Origin of the sequence: Clostridium isatidis (genome assembly GCF_002285495.1) — a bacterium.
GTDB lineage: Bacteria > Bacillota > Clostridia > Clostridiales > Clostridiaceae > Clostridium > Clostridium isatidis.
Genome location: NZ_CP016786.1, coordinates 2,280,883 through 2,300,862, shown reverse-complemented (window position 1 = coordinate 2,300,862; position 19,980 = coordinate 2,280,883). Strand labels below are relative to the sequence as shown.

16 protein-coding genes are annotated in these 19,980 nt (G+C 30.6%); 13 read left to right on the top strand and 3 right to left on the bottom strand.

Features of this window, described 5'->3' with window-relative positions; all coding sequences use genetic code 11:
* The first annotated feature begins 277 nt into the window (after nucleotides 1-277).
* Nucleotides 278-2,905: a PRD domain-containing protein gene (locus BEN51_RS10830; protein ID WP_119866071.1), complete on the top strand. Its 2,628-nt coding sequence runs from the start codon at nucleotides 278-280 to the stop codon at nucleotides 2,903-2,905.
* Between the two features lie 80 nt (nucleotides 2,906-2,985).
* On the opposite strand, the gene BEN51_RS14170 is transcribed toward BEN51_RS10830, so the two are convergent.
* Nucleotides 2,986-3,255, bottom strand: a complete 270-nt coding sequence (locus tag BEN51_RS14170) for a DUF3284 domain-containing protein (RefSeq protein ID WP_418219558.1) — start codon at nucleotides 3,253-3,255, stop codon at nucleotides 2,986-2,988.
* A gap of 47 nt (nucleotides 3,256-3,302) precedes the next feature.
* Nucleotides 3,303-3,431: a DUF3284 domain-containing protein gene (locus tag BEN51_RS13940; RefSeq protein WP_207652775.1), complete on the bottom strand. Its 129-nt coding sequence runs from the start codon at nucleotides 3,429-3,431 to the stop codon at nucleotides 3,303-3,305.
* A 309-nt stretch (nucleotides 3,432-3,740) separates the two neighbouring features.
* On the opposite strand from BEN51_RS13940, the gene BEN51_RS10820 reads away from it, so the two are divergent.
* From BEN51_RS10820 to BEN51_RS10805, 4 genes are all read left to right on the top strand, one after another.
* The gene (locus BEN51_RS10820; RefSeq protein WP_119866070.1) at nucleotides 3,741-4,049 is read left to right on the top strand and encodes a PTS sugar transporter subunit IIA; all 309 of its coding nucleotides are present in this window, start codon (nucleotides 3,741-3,743) and stop codon (nucleotides 4,047-4,049) included.
* Nucleotides 4,050-4,065: 16 nt separating this feature from the next.
* Complete coding sequence (locus tag BEN51_RS10815; protein ID WP_119866069.1) at nucleotides 4,066-4,371, top strand: PTS sugar transporter subunit IIB; 306 nt, start codon at nucleotides 4,066-4,068, stop codon at nucleotides 4,369-4,371.
* Between the two features lie 11 nt (nucleotides 4,372-4,382).
* Entirely contained in the window at nucleotides 4,383-5,690 is a 1,308-nt protein-coding gene (locus tag BEN51_RS10810) for a PTS sugar transporter subunit IIC (RefSeq protein ID WP_119866068.1), read from the top strand.
* 75 nt (nucleotides 5,691-5,765) lie between these two features.
* A complete protein-coding gene (locus BEN51_RS10805; protein ID WP_119866067.1) occupies nucleotides 5,766-7,247 on the top strand; it encodes a family 1 glycosylhydrolase in 1,482 nt (493 codons plus the stop codon).
* A 75-nt stretch (nucleotides 7,248-7,322) separates the two neighbouring features.
* Here the strand turns inward: BEN51_RS10805 and BEN51_RS10800 are convergent, their stop codons facing one another.
* Entirely contained in the window at nucleotides 7,323-7,898 is a 576-nt protein-coding gene (locus BEN51_RS10800) for a TetR/AcrR family transcriptional regulator (RefSeq protein WP_164704113.1), read from the bottom strand.
* Between the two features lie 198 nt (nucleotides 7,899-8,096).
* Between BEN51_RS10800 and BEN51_RS10795 the strand changes: the two genes are divergently transcribed.
* The 8 genes from BEN51_RS10795 to BEN51_RS10765 all read left to right on the top strand — a co-directional run bounded on the left by BEN51_RS10795 (nucleotide 8,097) and on the right by BEN51_RS10765 (nucleotide 19,974).
* Entirely contained in the window at nucleotides 8,097-10,007 is a 1,911-nt protein-coding gene (locus tag BEN51_RS10795; RefSeq protein WP_119866065.1) for an oxidoreductase, read from the top strand.
* A 210-nt stretch (nucleotides 10,008-10,217) separates the two neighbouring features.
* Nucleotides 10,218-10,607, top strand: a complete 390-nt coding sequence (gene mutT / locus BEN51_RS10790) for an 8-oxo-dGTP diphosphatase MutT (RefSeq protein ID WP_119866064.1) — start codon at nucleotides 10,218-10,220, stop codon at nucleotides 10,605-10,607.
* 110 nt (nucleotides 10,608-10,717) lie between these two features.
* Nucleotides 10,718-13,882, top strand: a complete 3,165-nt coding sequence (locus BEN51_RS10785; protein WP_119866063.1) for a DEAD/DEAH box helicase — start codon at nucleotides 10,718-10,720, stop codon at nucleotides 13,880-13,882.
* Nucleotides 13,883-13,977: 95 nt separating this feature from the next.
* Complete coding sequence (locus BEN51_RS13865; RefSeq protein ID WP_164704112.1) at nucleotides 13,978-14,136, top strand: hypothetical protein; 159 nt, start codon at nucleotides 13,978-13,980, stop codon at nucleotides 14,134-14,136.
* 197 nt (nucleotides 14,137-14,333) lie between these two features.
* On the top strand, nucleotides 14,334-15,578 hold the full coding sequence (locus tag BEN51_RS10780) for a ComEC/Rec2 family competence protein (RefSeq protein ID WP_207652774.1): 1,245 nt from the start codon (nucleotides 14,334-14,336) through the stop codon (nucleotides 15,576-15,578).
* 9 nt (nucleotides 15,579-15,587) lie between these two features.
* Complete coding sequence (locus BEN51_RS10775; protein WP_119866062.1) at nucleotides 15,588-15,800, top strand: DUF3006 domain-containing protein; 213 nt, start codon at nucleotides 15,588-15,590, stop codon at nucleotides 15,798-15,800.
* Nucleotides 15,801-15,914: 114 nt separating this feature from the next.
* Nucleotides 15,915-17,543, top strand: a complete 1,629-nt coding sequence (locus BEN51_RS10770) for an IS1182 family transposase (protein ID WP_119864227.1) — start codon at nucleotides 15,915-15,917, stop codon at nucleotides 17,541-17,543.
* A gap of 343 nt (nucleotides 17,544-17,886) precedes the next feature.
* Nucleotides 17,887-19,974: a BglG family transcription antiterminator gene (locus tag BEN51_RS10765; protein WP_164704111.1), complete on the top strand. Its 2,088-nt coding sequence runs from the start codon at nucleotides 17,887-17,889 to the stop codon at nucleotides 19,972-19,974.
* Nucleotides 19,975-19,980: the final 6 nt, after the last annotated feature.

The window sequence follows — 19,980 nt, the reverse complement described above, 5'->3', positions numbered from 1 at the left end:
GCGAAAAGCATCCTCTTTTTATTTCATAACTCCCCACTCCACACTACTAACTCCCAACTCCTAACTGAACTCCCACTCCCAACTCCAAACTCCACACTCCACACTCCTAACTCCGCACTCAACACTCAACACTCCAAACTGATCTGATTTTTGTTTTTGATGTTTGTAAAATAATTTTTTTGAATTTATAATAAGAGTATAAAATATAATTACCATGTATAGCTTATTTCTTTATACACAATATACACTAATATTTAAAGGGTAAGGAGAATATAAGGTGAAAACTGTAAAGGAAATTGTATACGAATTCATACAAAAGGAAAGCTATAGCAAGAATAAAAATGGCTTGGAAACTAAGAAGATTGCAGAGGCCTTAGCTTTGCAGCGTTCCAATGTAAGTTCTATATTAAATCAATTAGTAAAGGAAGGAAAACTGGTTAAGACTACAACAAGGCCAGTATATTATAAACTTCCAGAAGAAAGCCATAAAAGCTCAGAAAAATCCTGTTTTACAGAGCTTATAGGTTATAATGGCAGCTTAAGAAATGCCATTCAGCTGGCTAAAGCTGCAATCTTATATCCTAGGTCTAGTCTAAATGTTTTGCTTGCCTCTAAGACTGGATGTGGAACAACCTACTTTGCTTCACTAATGTTTAAATTCGCTAAGGAAAGGGGAATTTTATCTGAAGATGCTCCCTATGTAAAAATTGACTGCAGGCATTATTCTAAAAATGTTTCTATACTAAGTGAGGAACTCTTCGGTATTGAAGGTAATTTAGAAAAAAGTGCCTTTGTAAGAGCTAAGGGAGGAATGCTTTTTATAGATAATGTTGATTTGCTAGATGCCAAGCAGCAGAGCAGATTATTTGCCTTTTTAGATTCAGGAAAACTATATTCAGAGGATAAATCTCAAGAAATAGAAGCTAACGATTTATTCTTAGTATTATCATGTTCACCTCAAAGCAGCTTACAAATCAATCGTATAATTCCAGTAACTATAGAACTGCCAGAATTAAAGGATCGACCTTTGAAGGAAAGGTTTGATCTTATAAATCACTTTTTTAAAAGGGAAGCCTCTAATTCAGATAGGTGCATAGAGGTTACAGCAGAAGCAATAAAAGCCTTGTTACTATCAGATTTTGCCTATAATGTTAAGGGCCTGGAACTTGAAATTAAAGCTGCCTGTGCCAATGCCTATGTTCGTGTAGTCAATAATAATCAACAAATTTATGTATGTATTAATGATTTTAAGTCAGAAATTAGAAAAAGCCTTTTACAGCTAAAAAGCTCTGATAATGAAATTGATATATTAATAGGCAATAGGGAAGCTATTATTTATGATAAAAATACTAGCAATGAAGAATATTATTCCCCTAATATTGTGTATGATATGTATTCTGAAATTAGAAAACAATATGAGGAATTAGTTAATTTAGGGATAAATGACAAGGGCATAGAAAATGTGATTAGAAGCCATATCCGCAATTTATTTAATAAATATCGTTATTATAAGGGATTTTATAATTCAAGTAATTTAGAGCAGCTTTCAAAAATTGTAGATAGAAGGGTTATAGATATTATTACTGACTTTTATAATTCCAGCAAAAAGAGTGGGGGAATAAATTTAAATTCAGATGTACTATACGGTCTTTGTCTTCATATTAATTCCTTATTAACTTTAAAGGTTTCCCATCAGAGAATAGATAATGATAAAGTAGTTAAAATTATAGAAGATTATCCTCAAGAATATGCAGCTGCTATGGAATTAGCAACTATGTTGAAGGCCAAGTTGAATTTGGAATTACCTGCCCATGAAATAGCCTTAATAACTATGTTCTTTGCAGAATTAGATGAAAATAATGATGAAGAGGAACATCCAGTTTTACTTTATATTATGCATGGCAATGGAATAGCCTCTTCCTTAAAAGATGTTACAAATACTTTAAGCCATTGCAATAACACATATAGCTATGATATGGCCTTGGATCTTGGAACAAATGAGGCCATGGAGGAAATTAAGGCCTTGATTAAGAAAATTGATAGGGGCAAGGGTGTTATTGTTATATATGATATGGGATCAATAAAAACAATGCTTGAAACTATTGCAGAAGAAATAGATACCAAAATAAGATGTATTAATATTCCTATTACCCTAATTGGAATTGATGTTGCCAGAAAATGCTCAATGGAAAGTGATATTGACTATGTATATCATATGGCAAATCTAGAAATCAATAATATGAGAAAAAATGAAGAAAAGGGAAACAAGCTTATAATTACTCTCTGCCATACAGGAGAAGGAGGAGCAGCCCAATTAAAGCTCTATATAGATCAAAATTCAAAGCTTGGAATGAAAACAGTGGCCTTATCAATATCCTCAAGGGATGAGCTTTTAAGGGAGCTTTTAAATTTTAAGAAAAGCTATAATATTCATGCCTTTGTTGGAACCTATGATCCAAAATTATTGGGAATTCCTTTTATATCTATAAAGAAGATTTTTGAAAATCCTAAGGAAGACATAGATAAGATACTAATGTTTGAACCTCTAGGTAGTGCTTCTGTTAATTATAATGATATTTATCAATATTTAGAAGAACAGTTTAAGTATGTGTCAATATCTAAACTAAAAAATGTACTGCCTAATGTAATTGATGAATTAAGTGCTTACTTTTCCTTAAATGAGGATCAAAAGGTAGGCTTATTTATGCATTTAGCCTGCTTAATGGAAAGATTGTTGGAAGGAAAGCTTGTTGCAAATAATCCAGAAAAAAATAAAATTATTTTCTTATTTGAGGAAGACTACAATGTTATTGTTAAAATCCTAAAAGCTTTAGAAAAGACCTTTAAAGTAATAATTGATGATAATGAAATTGCAACTATTATTATGATGATGAAAAAACTATAAAAGGGAGTGCTATTAGCACTCCCTTTTATTAGTATTTATAAGCCTATAATACTTTTAGTTTTTGATTTCTTCTTTAAATCTTAAGAGGATAGTTCTGTAAGGCTTTCCCTCTCTTTGATGATCTTATTTTGAATATCATATAGGGTATCAGTCATTCTGCCAAGATAAACACCTTCACTGAAGAATTTCATAAACTTATTATGTTTTTTACTTTCGAAGCTTTCGATATGCTGATTAAATATAATCTTTAACTTGTTATCAACTTCTTTAGTTTCATAGGAAATTCTAATAGTATCATAGATAGATTTTATCTCTGCCTTGTAAAGGGAGCCTCTCTTATAATCTAAAATTGAAATGTCAATATGGGTAAGACTTTTCTCGTCATATTTTCTATATTTTAATCCCCCTTAATATCCCTTACCCCTAATCTTTTATTAGTGTGCTTATAGATATCATCCAAGAGATCCCTTTCAAGAAAATCATAAAATTCCTTTTCTGTTATATTTAATACTCTTGTTAACTTCATATCTAGATTATAGCATGTCTCCTAATAGATAATTATTTAAGAAATAAAAATTAGAAAAGTTATACTTTCAAATAAAGAAGTTAAACACTAGCTAAAAAGCATTAAAAAGTTTATACACTAGGTTTAAAATATGTAATAGTAATGAAGTTTTGATAAAAAAAGTGTATTTTTAGAATTATATACTATACACAAACTGTATAAAAGCAGGATTTTTATGGCTTTGGGAGCCTTTGACAGAAAAAATTTTATACACTAAAATAAAATTGACTTAAGGAAAGGAAAGAAATTCTAGAAAAGGGGAAATATCATATGGACGATGTAAACGATTTAATACCAATGACAATTATTGCAAATTCTGGGGATGCACGCTCCTTTGCATTTCAAGCATTGGAAGAAGCTAAGGCAGGAAATTTTGAAGCAGCAGAGGAACTTTTAGCTAAATCAGAAGCATCTGCAAGTCTTGCACATAAAGCACAAACGGAATTGTTATTTAAAGAAGCTAATGGTGAAAAACAAGATATAAATGTGCTGCTTGTTCATTCTCAAGATCATTTAATGACAAGCATGCTTGCCTATGAACTTATTAAGGAAATTATTTTACTTTATAAAAATAGATAGAATGGAGGAATTATTCATGAAAATCTTATTAGTCTGCGCTGGAGGAATGTCAACAAGTATTTTAATGAGGAAAATGGAACAATATTGGAAGGAGGCTGGTGAAGAGCTTGAAATTAAGGCAGTAGGATTAGGGGAATATCAAGATGTTTATCAAAAATATGACATTGTTTTAGTTGGACCTCAAGTATCCTATCGTATAAAAGAAATCAAGGAAAACACAAATTTACCATGTGCTGCTATTGAATCCTTTGATTATGCTGTTGCAAATTGCCCTAATATTATGAGATTAGCTAAAAGGCTTTATGCTGAAAAAAATAATTAAGGAGAGGTTTTATGGAAAAGGTATTTGAAAGTAAATTTATGATTAAGCTTCAAGAATTTGGCCAAAAGCTAGGCAGTAACAAATTCTTAGCTGCATTACAAGCTGCTATGATGTCCCTAATGGGTGTTATTATGGTTGGTGCTATTTCTCAAATTATCTGTTCATTAGGAAGCGAAACTCTATTAAACTTATTCACTTCAGACAGCAAGATCTATCAAATAATTTATCTGCCTTATCAATTTACAATGAATTCATTATCATTATGGGTTGTTGCTTTATTATCCTTCAACTATGCTAAGAACTTAAAAATGAAATCTCCAATAATGAATGCTGTTGATTCGCTAATATGTTTCCTTTTAGTTTCAGGTGCCTTAATTACTAACGAGGCTGGATTAACAGGTATCGATATGACTTATTTAGGAGCACAGGGTATGTTTATAGGCTTTATAGTTGTATTTATATCAGTTCGTATTGAAAAATTCTGTGCAGACAAAGATATCAGAATAAAGATGCCTGATGTTGTTCCTCCTTTCTTACAAGATGGTTTTGCATCAATCTTGCCATTATTATTTAGTGTTATAGTTTTATTAGGAGCTTCAACATTAGTATCTAACATGACTGGCGGAGCTTATACAATAGCTTCAGGTTTCATGGCAGTATTAGGAAAGCCATTAAGTACCTTAACATCAGTTCCAGGAATGATTATAATGTGTACTTTTGCAGGAATTTTATGGTGCTTCGGTATTCATGGTACTATGATATTAGTTCCAATTATTATGCCTTTAGGAATTCAAGCAGCAGTTGCCAATGCAGCAGCTCATGAAGCTGGACAAGCTTTAACCTTCTATCCAGTAGCCTTATTTGGAGCTATGGCAGTCTGCGGTGGTACAGGAAATACTATGCCAGTTGCCTTGCTTGGATTAAGGTCAAAATCTAAGCAAATAAATGCTGTTGCAAAGATTTCTGTTGTTCCAGGCTGGTTTAATATAAATGAACCTATTACCTTTGGTATGCCTGTTATGTATAACCCAATTTTATGTATCCCATATGTTTTAAGTATTCCAGTTCTTATGTTATGTACATTAGCTGGATATAAGATTGGTTTCTTACAACCTGCATGGATAAGTATTTCAGCCCTGCTTCCAATGGGATTTGGTGCATATTTATCTACTTTAAGATGGCAAAATGCAATTTGGGATTATTTAATGTTAATACCAGCTACTCTTGTTTGGTATCCATTCTATAAGATTTATGAAAAACAATTAATAGCAAAAGAAGCTGCTGCAATAGTAGAAGAAAGCGAAAATCTTACTGTATAAATATTGAGGCACCATCTTTTTAGCTGGTGCCTTTAAAATAAATTTACTCAAAATTTAGAGGGGGAGGTTAAATAAATGAAGGGTTTTCCAGAAGGATTTTTATGGGGAGGAGCAACAGCTGCTAACCAATACGAAGGTGCATGGAATGAAGGAGGAAAGGGAATTAGCACAGCTGATGTTATAACATCAGGCTCCCATACAGTTCCTCGTAGATTAACTTATAAAAATGTAAAGACTGGTGAGACAGGCTCAATATCAGCCTTTGGTCCAAATACAAAGATACCAGAGGACTGTATTCCAGCAGTAATTGAAGGAGAATACTATCCAAGCCATGTAGCAACTGATTTTTATCATAGATATAAGGAAGATATAGGCTATATGGCAGAAATGGGCTTTAAGACCTTTAGGTTGAGTATAAACTGGACACGTATTTTCCCTAATGGTGATGATGAAGAGCCAAATGAAGAAGGTTTAAAATTCTATGATGCAGTTTTTGATGAATGCTTAAAATATGGAATTGAGCCTCTTGTAACCTTATCTCACTATGAAACTCCACTTAATTTAACAATTAAATACGGTGGCTGGTCAAATAGAAAGTGCATAGATTTCTTTGAAAGATATGCAAAAACTGTATTTAAGCGTTATTCAGGCAAGGTAAAATACTGGCTAACCTTTAATGAAATTAATATTATGGAGTTTGCACCATTTATTGCAGGGGGACTAGCTGATCCATCACCACAAAACAGAGCTCAAGCAGCTCATAATCAATTTGTTGCAAGTGCTAAGGCTGTAAAGGCAGCCCATGAAATTAACCCTGAAATGAAGGTTGGACAAATGTTAGCTTACCAGCCAAGCTATGCCTACACTTGCGATCCAGATGATCAATTATTGGTAATGGAACTTTCAAAGAACACCTTATTCTATGCAGATGTTCAAACTGGAGGTAAGTATCCTGCTTATAGATTAAAGAAATATGAAAGGGAAGGAATTGTATTAGATACAGAGCCAGAGGACTTTGAGCTTCTAGAAAAATATCCAGCAGACTTTTTAAGCTTCTCCTGCTATGGATCAAGCACCTTTACAACCCATAAGGATGTTGACCAAGGCAATGGAAACTTTGTATTTGGAGTAAAGAATCCATACCTAGAAACAAATGAGTGGGGCTGGGCAACTGATAAGAACTGCCTAAGAATAGCTCTTAATACTTTATATGAACGCTATCATAAGCCTTTATGGATAGTTGAAAATGGTATAGGCTGGGATGATAAGAAGGAAGAGGATGGAAGCATTCACGATAGTTATCGTATAGATTATTTACGAAAGAATATTTCATCAATGAGGGATGCTGTTAACCTTGATGGAGTTGAGCTAATGGGTTATACAATGTGGGGCTGCATTGACCTAGTTTCAGCAGGAACAGGAGAAATGAAGAAGCGTTACGGTTTTGTTTATGTTGATAGGGATGATAAGGGGAATGGAACTTTAGAGAGAACTAAGAAGGATAGCTTCTATTGGTATAAGAAGGTTATTGAAACAAATGGAGCGGATTTGGAGTAGAGATTAGTAAAAAGCCAGTGCTTATTTTCATGAGTACTGGCTTTTATCATAAAGTTGTTAAGTAATTATCTAATTTTATTTATTTACAATAAAAAGAGTGTCTAAAATTCTACGATTTTCTTCTATTAAGTCGAAGGATGAATTACTGCTGCACCATAATAAGGATATACCATCAGTAACATATACAACTGCATCTATTAAATCAGAAACAGGAGACTTATTTAAAATTTGTCCAGAATCCTGAGCCTTCTTTAGAAGGGCTTCATATACCTTTCTCATTGATATTTCTTTAGGATTAAATATAGCTAATTTTTTATCTATAGAATGTTTATATAGCTGACCAAAAACTTCTGGACCAGCTTCCATAGTTTGTTCTAAATACATATTAAATAGTGAGTAAAACTGCTCTATATAGTCATTTGAAGATAAAATATCTGCAATTTTATCTAGGGCATAGGTATTAGAATATAAATAAAAGTCATCAAAAATATCATCTTTTGATTTAAAATGATAGTAAAAAGCACTTCTTGTTATTCCTACCTCATTACATATATCTTGAACAGTTATATTTGAATATCCATATTTTTTATAAAGTTTTATAGCTGCTTTTATTATCTGCATCTTTGTTGACAGTTCCTTGTTATCTTCCATTATTACCTCCATTAGCCCCAATAATATGCTTATTATAGCATAAATTTCCTGCGAAAAAAGTCGTTATAAATAGATTGCTAAGAGTTAATTTTAAGGACTAGATTGTTATATTTTTAACTGTACAAGAGTATAAATAAAGTGTACAGAAATAAAGAAAAAATTTACCAATTAGTTTATTTGCTGTGAAGGGGGATTTTAATGAAGCTATTAGAGAAAGGTTATATTGGAAAGTTAGAATTAAAAAACCGTGTTTATATGGCACCAATGGGTACAGTAACAGAATCAGATGGTTCATTTTCAGATCGTGCTATTCGCTATCTTGAAGAAAGAGCAAAAGGCGGTATAGGCTTAATTATTACTGGAGCAAATCAAGTAACTTTAAAGTATGAAGCAAGGGCTTGTAATGTTTTAGAAAGCCGTAGATCTTTTGAACAATTAAATTTCCTAGCTCGTCGTATTCATTATAATGCTTCAAAACTTTGTGTACAATTAACACCAGGTTTAGGAAGAATGCAGTTTACAACAGGAGATATTAGGCCATATTCTGCTAGTGAAGTAGATTCCTTTTGGTTCCCTGATGTAAAATGTAGGGAATATACTGTAGAACAAATTCAAGATTTAGTAAAGAAAATGGGAGAAGCTGCAGTAATGGCAAAGGCTGCAGGAGCAGATGCAGTAGAACTACATGGCTATGGTGGCTATTTAATGGATCAATTCCAATCAACTTTATGGAATAAGCGTACTGATGAGTATGGCGGAGACCTAAAAGGAAGAATGAAATTCTCTTTAGAATGTATAGCAGAAATAAAGAAGTTATGCGGAGATGATTTCCCAATTTTATATAAATTTACACCATATCATGGAGTAGAAGGCGGTCGTGAATTAGATGAAGGTATAGAAATGGCAAAAATGCTAGAAGAAGCAGGAGTAGATGCTCTTCATATAGATACAGGCTGCTATGAAGCTTGGTATAAAGCAATTAATACAGTTTATCAGGAACCAGGAACACAAATTGATATAGCAGCAGAAATAAAAAAACATGTAAATATTCCAGTTTTATCTCAAGGAAAGCTTAATAATCCAGCTCTAGCAGAAGAAGCTTTACAAAAAGGAAAGGCAGATTTTATTGGACTAGCTCATCAATTATTAGCAGACCCTCATTGGCTTAGAAAGGTACAAAGAAATGAGACCTATGATATAGTTCCATGCCTTGGATGTAATGAATGTCTATATGCTGGTTTCTCAGGAAAAATAATTCACTGTTCAGTAAATCCATTATGTTTTGCCGAAGATTATTATCCAGTAACTAAGGCTAATGAAAGAAAACGTGTCCTTGTTATTGGTGGAGGTCCAGGAGGAATGGTAGCTGCAATAAATGCTGCTGAAAGAGGCTTAGATGTTGAGCTTTGGGAAAAGACTAATGAACTTGGAGGAAACTTACTAGCTGCTGGTGGTCCAAGCTTTAAGAAGGATGTTAAGAATTATTTAGAATATTTAAAGGGAAAATTATATCGCAGTAATGTTAAGCTTAGACTAATGAAAGAAGCTACAGCTGAAGAGGTTCTTAGAGGAAATTATGATAAGGTTATTCTTGCAACCGGTTCAAGAGCCTTAATTCCTGCAATTGATGGAATTAATAATAAGAAGGTTCTTTTAGCAAATGATGTATTAGTTGGCAAAGAGAAATATGGCAAAAATGTTGTAGTTATAGGTGGAGGTTTAGTTGGCTGTGAAACAGCATGCCATTGTGCAGAAAAGGCAGAAAAGGTAACTATAATTGAAGCCTTAGATGATATTCTTCTAACCGCAGCTCATTGTAAGAATAATGATCAAGCTATTCGTCAGCTTGTTGAAGATTGTAATATAAATATAGTGACTAGTGCAAAAGTTACTAAGATTACAGATGAAAGAATTGAATACCTAAAGGATGATAAGGAAGATTCAATTGAGGCAGATACTTATATTCTTGCTGTTGGTTATGTTCCAAATAATGAATTATTTGAGGAATTAAATGGTAAGGTAGATGTAAGTAAGATAGGTGATGCTGTAGAACCAGACAAAATACTAACTGCTGTTCATCAAGCATTCCATATTGTTCGTAGTTTATAAGATTAAACGGGTGAGAAGGAAAGGATAGTTTGTTGCTAGAGGGAAGTTGTTGAAAATAAGAATAATGGAGATGGAGACAAGGGTTATAAATGGACCTTGTCTCTATTTTTATAGTTAGAAATATAGAAGTTAATAAGATATTTTAATTCATAATTGATATAATATTTATTAAGAAAATTATAACAAAACTCAATAAAGAAGGAATGTGAGATGAAAACTATAGAAGTTGCAGCAGCAATAATAAAAAAAGAAAATAAAATATTTATAACCCGCAGGGAAGGAGGAGACTTTCATAATATGTGGGAGTTTCCAGGAGGAAAGATAGAAGCTAGCGAAACAAGGGAAGAAGCCCTTATTCGTGAAATTAAAGAAGAATTAGAGCTTGATATAAAGGTTAAAGAATTTTTAACTACGATAGACTATGATTATTCAAGCTTTCATTTAATTATGCACTGCTTTATTTGTGAAGTTATAGGGGGCGAATTAAATTTAAATGTGCATAATAGTGCTAAGTGGATAAGCTTAGAGGAAGTTGATAAGGAAGTTTGGGTACCGGCGGATGTGCTGGTTGTGGAAGAGTTGAAGAAGAAGTTTAGGTAAGAAAAAGTGATAGTTACTAATAAGTAATTATCACTTTTATTTTTTATATGGAAATATGATAAAATAAAAATGGATAAATTATGTAAAACAAAAGGTTTGGGGTGAATTTATTGAAAGAAGGCTTATATGAACAGGTAATAAATACAGAGATAAAAAAGTATTTAAATGAAATAGATAATGAAAATTTTATTATAGATAAATCAAAATTAGATAAAGAAGAAGCAAAGGTAATTCTTTCTCAATATATTTCTAAGGTAATTAGAAAATCCTTAAATTATATAAGAGATAAGGAAAAAACTGACGAAGATAAATTATTAAAACAAATAGAAGCTTGCAATAAGATAATTGAAATATTAAGTAAAGTTTCAAATGAAGAAGATATAAAAAAGTATGAGATAGATAAGAATGGAGAAATACTTAGTGCTTTATATAATAAAGTTAACAATAGTAGGGCTTTTAAAAAAGGAAAAATATTAAAACCAGTTACTTCATTATCCCAAAGTTCCTTATTTACAGGATCAAGTATGGAACCTAATATGTTAGGGGAAATAAATAAGGAGATTTTAACTTGCGATTCTATTGATTTATTAGTTTCCTTTGTAAAATGGAGCGGACTTAGATGTATAATTGAAAGTCTTAGAGAAGCTACTCAAAAGGGTAAAAAACTTAGATTAATAACAACTTCTTATATGGGAGCTACAGATTTAAAGGCAATAGAAGAATTAAGTAAGCTAGCTAATACTGAAATTAAAATATCTTATGATACAGAAAGAACCAGGTTGCATGCTAAAGCTTATATGTTTAAGAGAGAGACGGGCTTTACTACAGCTTATATTGGATCATCCAATCTTTCTAATGCAGCTTTAACTTCTGGCTTAGAGTGGAATTTAAAAATAACTGAGCAAGATTCTTTTGATGTTATAAAGAAATTTGAAGCTACCTTTGAAAGCTATTGGAATGATAAAGAGTTTATATCTTACTTAGGAACTGAAGAAGATAAAGCAAGGCTTAAAAGGTCTTTAAAGAAAGAAACAGCATCTAATGATGAATTTAATTTTTCTTTTGATATAAGACCTTATTCTTATCAACAAGAAATATTAGACAAGTTAAAAGTAGAAAGAGAAATTTTTAAAAAGAATAGAAATCTTGTTATTGCTGCTACTGGAGTTGGAAAAACAGTAATATCTGCTTTTGATTACAGAAATTTTTGTTTAGAAAATAAGAAAAAGTTAAATAGATTATTATTTGTTGTTCATCGAGAAGAAATACTTAAGCAAGCAAGAGATACCTTTAGAGTTGTTATGAAAGATAATAATTTTGGTGATCTTATGGTTGGAAATAATACTCCGGAAAGTTTAGATCATTTGTTTGTTTCCATTCAAAGTTTAAATAGTAAGGACTTAACTAAGCTAACAACTGAAGATTATTATGATTTTATTATAGTAGATGAGTTTCATCATGCAGCAGCTCCATCTTATCAAAAGCTACTAAATTATTATAAGTCTAAAATTTTATTAGGTTTAACAGCTACACCAGAAAGGGCAGATAATAAAGATATATTTCAATATTTTGACGATAGAATTTCAGCAGAGATAAGATTAACAGAAGCAATTGATAGAAAATTACTTTGTCCTTTTCAATATTTTGCAGTTTCTGATTCAGTTGATTTGTCTAATTTAAAATGGCAAAGAAATGGTTATAGCATAAGTGAACTTACTAATGTTTATACCAATAATGATATAAGAGTAAAAGAGATAATACGCGCTTTAAATAAATATGTAACAGATATAGAAGAAGTAATTGGACTTGGCTTTTGCGTTAGTAAGGAACATGCTAAGTTCATGGCTCAAAGATTTAATGAAAGAGGCATACCATCTCTTGCTTTGACTGATGAAAGCAGAAAAGAGGAAAGAAATAGTGCTAAAAAAATGCTTGTTAGTGGGAAAATAAAATTTATATTTGTAGTTGATTTGTATAATGAGGGAGTTGATATCCCAGAAGTAAATACAATATTATTTTTAAGGCCTACAGAAAGTTTAACAGTATTCCTGCAGCAACTTGGAAGAGGATTAAGATTACATGAAGGAAAAGAGTGTTTAACAGTTTTAGATTTTGTTGGGCAAGCCCATAAAAAATATAATTTTTTTGAAGATAAGTTTAGAGCTTTAATAGGAAAAAGTAATAGGTCAGTTAGGGAAAATATTGAAAATGGATTTTTAACTTTACCTAAAGGATGCTATATTCATTTAGAAAAGCAAGCTAAAGAATATATTTTAAGAAGTATAAAATCAATCAAAAATAATGAGAAAACTTTAATAAATAAGATAAAAGAATTTACTCAAAATACTCACTTAGAATTAACTTTAGAAAACTTTTTAAACTTTAATAAGTTATCTTTAACAGATTTTTATGGAAGGAATAAAGATAGAAGCTTTTATAGAATGTGTGTATTAGCAGGGGTTAAAGAAGATTTTAAAGAAGAACAAGAGTTAGAAATAGCTAAAAAATTCTATAAATTATTCTTTATTAATTCAAGAAGACTAATAGAATTTATAATAAGCATAATAAGAAAAAATTATATAGATAGTTTTTATCTTAATGAAGAAGAAAAACTTATGCTAAATATGATCTACTATATTTTCTATGATGATATTCCAGCAAAAGTAGACTTAGTTTCAATTGAAGATGGAATTAATAAGTTACTTAAAAATAAGATTATGATGAAGGAAGTATGTGAAATACTAACTTATAATTATAATAATATTGAATTTGTAGATAAGAAGGTAGATTTAGGATTTCCTTGTCCTTTAGATTTGCATTGTGATTATTCAACAGAAATGATTCTAACTGCCTTTGGATATTATAATGAAGAAAGGAAACCTTCTTTTAGGGAAGGAGTTAAATATTTTGAAGATAAAAAGATTGATATATTTTTTATAACCTTAAATAAAAGTGATAAGGATTTTTCACCTTCAACTTTATATGAAGATTATGCCATTAACGAGAACTTGTTTCACTGGCAAAGCCAATCAGGAACATCAGTTGAAAGTAAAACAGGACAAAGATATATTAACCATTTAAAAAATGGTAGTAAAATAGCTTTATTTGTTAGAGAATATAAAACTAAAGAGGGATTTACATCACCTTTCACTTACTTAGGTACTTGTGAATATAGAGGTCATAGTGGCAGTAAGCCTATTAGTTTTGTTTGGGAATTGCATGAAAAAATACCAGCTAGGTTGATAAATAAAGCTAATAAATCCATAATTATATAATAAAAGAAGGAAAACTTCCTTCTTTTATTTCTAGAGTTATGAAATTATACTGTATATATTACTAATAACTTACTCTATTAATGGGGAGGCAAGCTATGAGCAGGCAGGGTAAAAATGAGGGCTCTAATGAAAATTACAGAAAAGAGCACCTACTAAAAGATGGTCAACAACTTATAATAAGAACTCCAGAGTTAGAGGATGCAGAAGATTTAATAAATCTGATGAAAGTTCTTGATTCTGAAAAAAATTCTTAGCTCGTGAAGCTGATGAAAATAGCATGATTTTATTCTTAAATAGCATAAAAAACTGATAAAAATTTGATATAGCTAGGATTTTTTATACTTAGTCATAGGCACCTTTGTTAAAAAGAAGGTGTCTTTTTATTTAATAGCAAAGCTCCATTTTTCCTGATATAATGATATTATCAGACAAATTTTGAGAGGTGAAACAAATGAGAAAAGCCACAGTTAAAGGACTTAGAAGCAAAGGAAAAAGCTTAATTGGGACACTATTTCTTATAGTTACTATGTCAGTATTCTTTGCTGGATGTTCTTCTTCGATTACAACTGATAATAATGGACAAAGTGCCCTTGTTAAGCAGGAGGAATCCTTAAAGGAAACTGAAGAAAAAAATAAAGAAACAGCCTCTAATACAGTAAATGGAAGCTTAAAAATACATTTTATAGATGTTGGTCAAGCAGATAGTATTTTAATAGAACAGGGCAGTGAAGCAATGCTTATAGATGCTGGAAATAATGATGATGCGGAAGTGTTAAAAGCTTATCTTAATGGACAGAATATAGAGGAACTTAAATATTTTGTTGGAACCCATAAGGATGAAGATCATATTGGAAGTGCTGATATTGTTATAAATTCCTTCAAGGTAAATAAGGTATATTTCCCAAAGCAGACTGCAACTACAAGAACCTTTGAAGACTTTGTAAAGGCAGTAAAAAACAAGGGCTTAAAGCTTACAGTACCTTCTGTTGGAGAGAGTTTTAAGTTGGGAGAAGCTACAGTTACAGTACTTGCTCCAAATAGTTCCTCTTATGAAGATGCCAATGATTATTCAATAGTCTTAAAAGTTACTTATGGAAATACATCCTTCTTATTCACTGGAGATGCAGAAGCAGTATCAGAAGATGAAATGCTGTCAAAGGGTATGGATTTATCAGCTGACTTATTAAAAGTAGGCCACCATGGAAGCCGTTCCTCAACAACTGAAGCCTTCTTAAATAAGGTAAATCCTAAATATGCTGTTATAAGTGTTGGAAAGGACAACAGTTATGGACATCCAACTGAGGAAGTTATGAATAGATTAAAGGCTCATAACATAGCTGTTTATAGAACTGATGAAAATGGAACAGTAGTTGCAACAAGTGATGGAAAGAATATAAGCTTTAATGTTGAACCAGGAAGCTATGCTTTTGCTTCTTCAAGCAACAGCTCAAGCAGTAAATCTAATAGTAATACAAGTAGTAAGGCTGGCAGTAGTTCTAATAGCAGCTCAAGTTCTAACACAAGCAACAATACTAGTACAAGTGGAACTGGCAAAATTAAGGGCAATATAAATTCAAAAGGCGAGAAAATTTATCATATGCCAGGTGGAGCTTATTACGATAAAACCATAGCAGAAGTTTGGTTTTCAACTGAAGAGGAAGCTCAAGCAGCAGGTTTTAGAAGATCTAAAAGGTAGGTGTTTATTTTGAAAGTAATAATAGACAGATTTGAAGGAGATTTTGCTGTCTGTGAAAGGGAAGACAGAAGCATGATAGATATAGAAATTTCTAAACTTCCTCCAAAGGCAAAAGAAGGAGATGTATTAAATATATCTCAAGATATTATTACAATAGACCTTGAAGAAACTGAAAGAAGAAAAAGAAAGATAGAAGAACTTACAAAGGATTTGTGGAATTAAATAGATAAGGCTGAAAAAGGGGCTGTCGCACTAATAATTAGTGCACAGTCCCTTTTTGTGCAAAAAAATAAATCCTAGACTCCATGAGTTTAGGATTTATGATAAAATATTTTTATGCACAAAGAAAATATTTTACAAAAGAATTATACATTAAACCAAAAGTTTTATCAATTAAAACTTCCATTAAATATTGATTACATGATACCGGTTAATGATTCAGTGCGATTACTAAGTCAATTTGTAGAGGAGATGGATTTAACAGATTTATATTCGACTTATTCCAAGATAAAGGAAAATCAAGTATCGCCAAGAAAAATGCTGAAAATCATGACTTATGGATATATGAATAAGATTTATTCGTCTCGAGATATTGAAAAGGCATGCCGTAGAGACATTAATTTTATGTTTTTGCTTGAGGGAGCATCCGCTCCGGATCATGCAACATTTGCAAGATTTAGAAGTCTTCATTTTGCTCCATGTTCTGAAAGGATCTTAGCTGAAACAGCTAAATTTCTTTATAAAATTGGTGAGATATCAGGAGATGCTATCTTTATTGATGGCACAAAAATAGAAGCTTATGCAAATAAATATACTTTTGTCTGGAAAAAGGCAGTTACAAAAAACATGGCAAAATTGCTAATTAAAGTGGCCGACCTTGTTAAAGAGTGCGAAGAACTTTATGATATTAAGTTAATCTATAAAAATGAAGTTCAAATGAAACATGTAAAAAAGCTTAGAAAAAAGCTTTATGCACTAAAGAAATCAGAAGGAATAGAATTCGTTCACGGATGTGGGAAAAGAAAAACTGCATTGCAACGATCAATAGAAAAACTTGAAGAATATCTTTCAAAGTTTAAAGAATATACTCAAAAAGTGTACACTTGCGGAGATAGAAACAGTTACTCAAAAACTGATGTTGATGCTACATTTATGAGGATGAAAGAAGATGCTATGAAAAACGGTCAACTTAAGCCAGCTTATAATGTGCAGCATGGTGTAGATTCAGAATATATTACATGGCTTACAGTTGGACCACAACCAACGGATACAACTACGCTAATACCTTTCTTGAAAAGCATGGAAGAAAACTTAAAATTTAAATACTTAAAAATAGTTGCAGATGCTGGATATGAAAGTGAGGAGAACTATTCATTTATTGAAGAAAATAATCAAATAGCATTTATTAAGCCATCTAATTATGAAATATCAAAAACAAGAAAATATAAAAATGATATCGGTAAAATAGAAAACATGGATTACAATGAAGAAAAAGATTTCTACATATGCCGAAATGGTAAGCAGTTAAAGGCTGAAAATATAAAAATTAGAAAATCTAAAACAGGATATGAAAGTGAAAAGACAATTTATGTTTGTGAAGATTGCAATGATTGCACTTACAAGAGTAGTTGCATCAAAGGGAATAATTGTAAAACTCCTTTGGAAGAAAGAGTAAAAAGATTTGAAACATCAAAAAAGTTTAATCGCCAAAGAAAGTCTGATTTAGAAAGAATTCTAAGCGAAGAAGGTTGCTTGCTTAGAATGAACAGAAGTATTCAAGCAGAAGGTTCTTTTGCACAAATAAAACAAGACATGAATTTCAGAAGATTTATGTGTCGTGGGCAAAAGAATGTATTAGCAGAAAGTATACTTCTTGCAATGGCACACAATATAAATAAATTACATAGTAAAATACAAGCGGGCCGCACTGGTAAGCACTTATTTGAATTGAAGAAAGCCTCATAAGTTAAATTTTAAAAAAGCTTTTTTTCTGAGGCTTATTGAAGTGCGCCTATTTTTAGTTGATTTACATGCAAATAAAAATAACACCTAAAAAGTTAATTTATAGAATAGAAAAAGGAGCTATCGCTAACGGATTTTAATCCACTAATGCGACAGCTCCTTTTTGCTTATAAAAATGATGAATAAACTTTTAATAGTTCTTAACTTCTTAAAAGTATATAAGTTTATAAGATTAAAAAACTATATGAAAAGAATTTCCGGATTAAGTGGCAAAAAAAGGACAGTCTATTTTATAGAAAACGTTATCTTATTTTGCTATTATAAATATGCAAGGAGGGATTCAGTATTGTTGAATAGTAGATGCATGCATATATTAAATAAAATTACAAACAATAATGAGTTTGTTAAAATTAGTACTTTATCAAAAATGTTTAATGTTTCTGCAAGAACTATAAGAAATGATTTACTTAAAATTGAAGACTATTTAATTGAAAATGGACTTAATTGTTTAATAAGAGACTACAAAAATGGCGTTAAGGTTAATTCCTCTAATGAATTGCAAAAACTTATTAGTGAGTTTAATTATACTATTGAAAAAAATCAGATTATTTATTCTAAGGAAGATATAAAGAAATTTATTATCTTAAAATTATTAATTGAAAAGAAACCTCTTAAGCAAAAATACTTTGAAGACATCTTCCAAGTATCAAGAACAACGATTTCTAATTGTATTAGTGAAGCTCATGAACTTCTATATAATAAAGAATTAAAAATTGAGAGGATACCAAAGGTTGGAGTTGTTATTAAATCTGATATTGTTAGTAAAGTAAATGAATTTTCAATGCAATTTATTAATAATTGGAATATTGCTGAGTTCTACAATTATATTAACTGCAAAGAAGTTAATGCAAGTATTAGCAACTTCTATTTAGAAAATTTAATAGATAGAGATTTATATTATTTTCTAAAAAATAGAGTTGTAAAAATAGAAGGAATGTTAAATAAAACTTTTGATGATACATCTTTTATAAAGGTAATATTATTTCTTTATAAGATGATTACTCATAAAGTAGAACAAGATATTATTTATTACAAGGACAAAAAAATAATTTTAACTAAGGAATATGAAGTTGCAAATAATATAATTTTTCAATTATTAGAGGAAAAGTTTAATTTTGAGGTTAGTCAAAATTTAGTTAATTGTCTGACTGTTATATTATTAACTTCAAAGGGCATAAGAAAAGACAATAAAAATAATATTTCTTCTGAGTTCATTAATAAACTTATAGTTCTTGTAGAAAAAGAATTAGGAATTGAAATTAAAAATAAAGATAAGTTAAAAGAATCCCTCATTTTGCATATTGAACCTATGATTTATCGCTTAAAAGCTGGCATTATTTCTGAAAATCCTCTATTTTTACAAGTTAAAACCGACTATAATAACATTTTCAAAGCAGTTAAGAAAGTAAGTATTATTTTTGAAGAAGAATACTTTATTAAAGTCAATGAACAGGAGTTATCTTATATAGCTATATATTTTGCTTCAGCTTTAGAAAATGAAAAAAATAGTCCTATAAAAAAGAATAGGGTAGTTGTAGTTTGTGTAGAAGGAGTGGCAGTTTCAAAGAAGCTTGCTATATCTCTTAAGCAGCTATTTGATATTGAGATAACGGCAGAAATGTCAGTAAGAAATTTAAATGAAAAAATTATTTCAGAAAATGATTATATAGTATCAACAATTGATGTTCCAAACGTTGGAAATAAATTAATAAAGGTATCAAATGACTTAAATCAGGATGACATAAAATTATTAAATGAAAAATTTACAAAAAAGATAAATACAGATATAGATTTAAAAAAATTTGAAAAAATAATGAACTCAATTAAAAGATGGTGTGACATTAAGGATTTAGAAAGTTTGCAGTATGAAATATTTCAAGTGATGATGGAGAAGCCACAAATTTTCGAAAGTGAGCTAGAAAAGAAAAAAATGATCTTTAGCAGGGAGCTTATTAATATCCTAAATGATGTAGATTCATGGGAAGAGGCTATTAAAGAATCAGGATATTTACTAGTTAGAAAGAACTACATAAAAGAATCTTACATTAATAAGATTATACAAAATATTAAGGAATTTGGTGGCTACATGGTAATTGCCCCTAAAGTTATTTTAGCTCATGCTGGGATTGAAGATGGGGTAAATGAAAATTCAATTAGTATTCTAAGTATAAAGAAAGGATTTGAGTTAAAAAATCAGTTTAATTTACCTATTAACTTAGTTATTACAATGGCTGTAACAGATGAAAAATCCCATTTAATGTTTTTAAAAGAACTGGTTAAATTTATGAATGATAAGAGCAATATAAATAGGCTCTTAGAAATTGACAATATAAATGGGATATATACTATGCTAAAAAATAATATAAAATTCTAGGAGGTT

What these genes read in the sequence shown, in the direction of transcription:
- BEN51_RS10800 (WP_164704113.1), bottom strand. Translation starts at nt 7,898, where the DNA reads ATGGAAGATAACAAGGAACTGTCAACAAAGATGCAGATAATAAAAGCA.
- BEN51_RS10820 (WP_119866070.1), top strand. Translation starts at nt 3,741, where the DNA reads ATGGACGATGTAAACGATTTAATACCAATGACAATTATTGCAAATTCT.
- BEN51_RS10815 (WP_119866069.1), top strand. Translation starts at nt 4,066, where the DNA reads ATGAAAATCTTATTAGTCTGCGCTGGAGGAATGTCAACAAGTATTTTA.
- BEN51_RS13865 (WP_164704112.1), top strand. Translation starts at nt 13,978, where the DNA reads ATGAGCAGGCAGGGTAAAAATGAGGGCTCTAATGAAAATTACAGAAAA.
- BEN51_RS10795 (WP_119866065.1), top strand. Translation starts at nt 8,097, where the DNA reads ATGAAGCTATTAGAGAAAGGTTATATTGGAAAGTTAGAATTAAAAAAC.
- BEN51_RS10810 (WP_119866068.1), top strand. Translation starts at nt 4,383, where the DNA reads ATGGAAAAGGTATTTGAAAGTAAATTTATGATTAAGCTTCAAGAATTT.
- BEN51_RS10770 (WP_119864227.1), top strand. Translation starts at nt 15,915, where the DNA reads ATGCACAAAGAAAATATTTTACAAAAGAATTATACATTAAACCAAAAG.
- BEN51_RS10780 (WP_207652774.1), top strand. Translation starts at nt 14,334, where the DNA reads ATGAGAAAAGCCACAGTTAAAGGACTTAGAAGCAAAGGAAAAAGCTTA.
- BEN51_RS13940 (WP_207652775.1), bottom strand. Translation starts at nt 3,431, where the DNA reads ATGAAGTTAACAAGAGTATTAAATATAACAGAAAAGGAATTTTATGAT.
- mutT (WP_119866064.1), top strand. Translation starts at nt 10,218, where the DNA reads ATGAAAACTATAGAAGTTGCAGCAGCAATAATAAAAAAAGAAAATAAA.
- BEN51_RS10805 (WP_119866067.1), top strand. Translation starts at nt 5,766, where the DNA reads ATGAAGGGTTTTCCAGAAGGATTTTTATGGGGAGGAGCAACAGCTGCT.